This window comes from Mycobacterium sp. E787 (genome assembly GCF_001668725.1).
Classification (GTDB): domain Bacteria; phylum Actinomycetota; class Actinomycetes; order Mycobacteriales; family Mycobacteriaceae; genus Mycobacterium.
In genome coordinates this window covers 1-3,490 of record NZ_LZKL01000026.1, presented here as the reverse complement: position 1 = coordinate 3,490, position 3,490 = coordinate 1, and the positions used below count along the sequence as shown (strand labels likewise).

Annotated in this window: 4 protein-coding genes; 3 read left to right on the top strand and 1 reads right to left on the bottom strand. The window is 70.5% G+C overall.

Going from position 1 to position 3,490, the window contains the following annotated elements; genetic code table 11:
- The 3 genes from A5705_RS04895 to A5705_RS04885 all read left to right on the top strand — a co-directional run.
- A partial coding sequence (locus tag A5705_RS04895) for a DUF742 domain-containing protein (protein ID WP_068275839.1) occupies positions 1-302 on the top strand: 302 nt, incomplete at its 5' end.
- Positions 283-867 (top strand): ATP/GTP-binding protein, encoded by a 585-nt coding sequence (locus tag A5705_RS04890; RefSeq protein ID WP_067873743.1) that lies wholly within the window; start codon positions 283-285, stop codon positions 865-867. The genes A5705_RS04895 and A5705_RS04890, both read left to right, overlap by 20 nt.
- Before the next feature lie 7 nt (positions 868-874).
- Positions 875-1,429: a pentapeptide repeat-containing protein gene (locus A5705_RS04885; RefSeq protein WP_067873746.1), complete on the top strand. Its 555-nt coding sequence runs from the start codon at positions 875-877 to the stop codon at positions 1,427-1,429.
- Here A5705_RS04885 and A5705_RS04880 read toward each other — a convergent pair.
- Positions 1,426-3,490: ATP-binding cassette domain-containing protein (locus A5705_RS04880; RefSeq protein WP_156763035.1), on the bottom strand; the 2,065-nt coding region annotated here is incomplete at its 5' end. The two genes, A5705_RS04885 and A5705_RS04880, sit on opposite strands and share 4 nt — an antisense overlap.

Here is a 3,490-nt window from a genome sequence, read left to right as displayed (position 1 = left end):
GGACCGACACCGACGTCGACCTTCCGCTGGAAGCGCCGATACAGGCGTTGCAGGCCGGCCTGGCTCACCGGTGGCCGTCCAACGACCCGAGAGGCAAGATCATCCGACTGTGCGTCGACAGCCCGTCGGTCGCGGAAATCTCGGCGCGGCTGGATATTCCGGTCGGCGTCGCGCGCGTCCTGGTCGGCGATCTGGTGCTGTCCGGCTACCTTCGGGTGCAGAGGACGCTGACCGAGCGTTCCACCAGGGACGAGCGCTACGAGTTGATAGGGAGGACACTGCGTGGCCTTAAAGCACTCTGACCCGGTCCGCCGGGGGGCCCACGCCTCGACGAAGATCGTCGTCGCGGGCGGGTTCGGTGTCGGCAAGACCACGTTCGTCGGGGCCGTCTCGGAGATCATGCCGCTGCGCACCGAGGCGATGCTCACCGACGCGTCGACCGGCGTCGACGCGCTGGAGGCCACCCCGGACAAGAGGACCACCACCGTCGCGATGGACTTCGGCCGGATCACCCTGGACGAGGAGCTGGTGCTCTACCTGTTCGGGACCCCGGGTCAGCGCCGGTTCTGGTTCATGTGGGACGACCTGGTGCGCGGCGCGATCGGCGCGATCGTCCTGGTCGACTGCCGGCGGCTGCAGGACAGCTTCGCCGCCGTCGACTTCTTCGAGCACCGCAACCTGCCGTTTTTGATCGCGGTCAACGAGTTCGACGGCGCGCCGCGGTATCCCGTCGAGGCGGTGCGCGAGGCGCTGGCGCTGCCCCGGCACATCCCGGTGATCACGGTCGACGCCCGGGACCGCCGGTCGGCCAGGGACGCGCTCATCGCCGTCAGCGAGTACGCCCTGGAAACCCTCGCCGCGAGCTGATTCCGCGTTGCAGCACTGGGTCGATCGCGAGTTCGCCGGCACGGACTTTCGCGACGAGGACCTCAGCCGGCTGCGCACCGAGCGGGTGGTGTTCAGCGACTGCGACTTCGGCGGCGTCAACCTGGCCGAGTCGCGCCACAGCGGGTCGGCGTTTCGCAACTGCACGTTCGAGCGAACCCTGCTGTGGCATAGCTCGTTTGCGCAGTGCAGCATGCTGGGCTCGGTCTTCGTGCAGTGCCGGATGCGCCCGATGGCGTTTGACGAGGTGGATTTCACCCTCGCGGTGCTCGGCGGCAACGACCTGCGCGGGCTCGACCTGAGCGGGTGCCGGCTGCGGGAGGCCAGCCTGGTGGAGGCCGACCTGCGCAAGGCCGTGCTGCGCGGTGCCGACCTGTCCGGCGTGCGCACGACGGGCGCCCGGCTCGACGACGCCGACCTGCGCGGCGCCATCGTGGACCCCTCGGTGTGGCGCACCGCGTCGCTGGCGGGTGCGCGCGTCGACGTCGGCCAGGCGATGGCCTTCGCGCTGGCGCACGGGCTGCGTTTCGACGCGACGGATTAGCGCTTGAGCCGGATCCGCCACCGCACGATGGCGGCGTAGATCGCCGACAGCGCGGCGAGCATCCCCATGTCGAGCAGCCACGCGCCGGGCGTGTGCGCCCAATGGCTGTCCTGCTGCACCAGCGAGCCCGGCACCAGCAACCGCACATTGACCGTCGAGGCCGACGCCGCATACCCCCAACGCGACGGCATCAGCCAGGACAGCTGGTCGAGGAAGATCCGGCCGGTCACGGGGACCATGCCGCCGGCGAGCACCAGCTGCAGCATGAGCGACACCACCAGCAGCGGCATGATCTGTTCGCTGGAGCGTGCCAGCGACGACAGCACCAACCCCAGTACCGCGGAGGCCACGCACATCGCGGCGATGGTCACGAACAGCTCGAGGCTAGGGTTACCGAGCAGTACCGCCGGCTGCGTCGGCGCCCCCTTGCCCACCAGCACGATGCCCGTCACGATGGCCGCCTGCACGATCGCGAACGCGCAGAACACCGTCAGCTTCGCGGCGAGGTAGGCGGTCGTCGACAGGCCCACCGCTTGTTCGCGCCGGAAGATGGCGCGCTCGCCGATCAGGTCGCGGATCGTCAGCGCGGTGCCCATGAAGACGGCGGCGACCGACGTCAGGGTCAGGATCTGAGCCGATTCGTCGGGCGTCCCGCTGGTCGGTGAGGCGATGCCGAACCCGGTGTTGCCCGGGACGGTCAGCGACAACGCGCCGAGGACGAACGGCAGCAAGGCCAGGAACACGAAGTAGGCGCGGTCGGAGACCACCAGCCGGACCTGGCGCCGGGCGACGGTGGAGAACTGGTGACGCACGCTGGTGCGCGCCGGGGCGCCGAGGTCGGCCGGCGCCGACTCCACCGGTGGCGGCGGTTTGTTCTGCGCCAGAAAGCGGCGGTTCGCCTCGTCGGGGTCGGCGCCCACCTTCGCGAAAATCTGGGCCCAGTTGGTGGTGCCCATGGCGCCGCCGATCTGGTCCGGCGGCCCCAGGTAGGCGGTCTTGCCGCCGGGCGCCATCAGCAGCACCTGGTCGCAGACGTCAAGGTAGGTCAGCGAATGGGTGACCACGAGCACCACGCGGCCGGCGTCGGCGAGCTGGCGCAGCATCGTCATCACCTGCAGGTCCAGCGCCGGGTCCAGCCCCGACGTGGGCTCGTCCAGGATCAGCAGCGACGGCCCGGTCAGCAGCTCGAGGGCCACCGACGCGCGCTTGCGCTGGCCGCCGGACAGCTTGTCGACGCGGGTGTCGGCGTGCTTGGTCAGCCCCAGCTCGTCGAGCACCTGGGCGACGACCTGTGCGCGGTCGGCCTTGCTGGTGTCGGGGGGCAGCCGCAGCTCGGCGGCGTAGCCCAGCGCCTGGTTGACGGTCAGCTGCCGGTGCACGACGTCGTCCTGGGGCACCATGCCGATCCGGGTGCGCAGCGAACCGTACTGGGTGTGGATGTTGTGGCCCTCGAAGGTGACCGAGCCCGCGGTCGGGGTGGCGTATCCGGCGATCAGCCGCGACAGCGTGGTCTTGCCGGCGCCCGACCCGCCGATGATCGCGGTCAGGGTGCCGGGCCTGGCGGTCAGCGACACCCGCTCCAGCAGGTTCTTGTCGCCGATGCCGAAGTTGACCTCGCGCACCTCCAGCCCGCCCGTCCGCGCCGCCACCTCCTGGCGGCGGACCAGCATGCCGCGGGTGAACACCAGGTCGACGTTGCCGATCGTGACGACGTCGCCCTCGGCGAGCACGGCGGAGCCGACCCTGATCCCGTTGACGAAGGTGCCGTTGATGCTGTGCGCGTCGCGGATCTCGGTGCCGACCGCCGTGGCGGTCAGGAACGCGTGGTGGCGCGACGCCAGCACGTCGTGGATGACGATGTCGTTGTCGAGCGAGCGCCCGATCCAGGCGGCGCTGCCGGCGCGTGGCGTCGCATCGGGTTCCAGGGCCTTGACCCTGGTGGTGGGGAACTCGGCGATCTCGCCGCTCACCCCGATCTCGGTGGGCGGGTTCCGGTGAGCCAGGCCGGCCTGCAACGCCTGTATCGGCGCTGCAGCGGAACGTCGACGCCGGTGTCGGTCC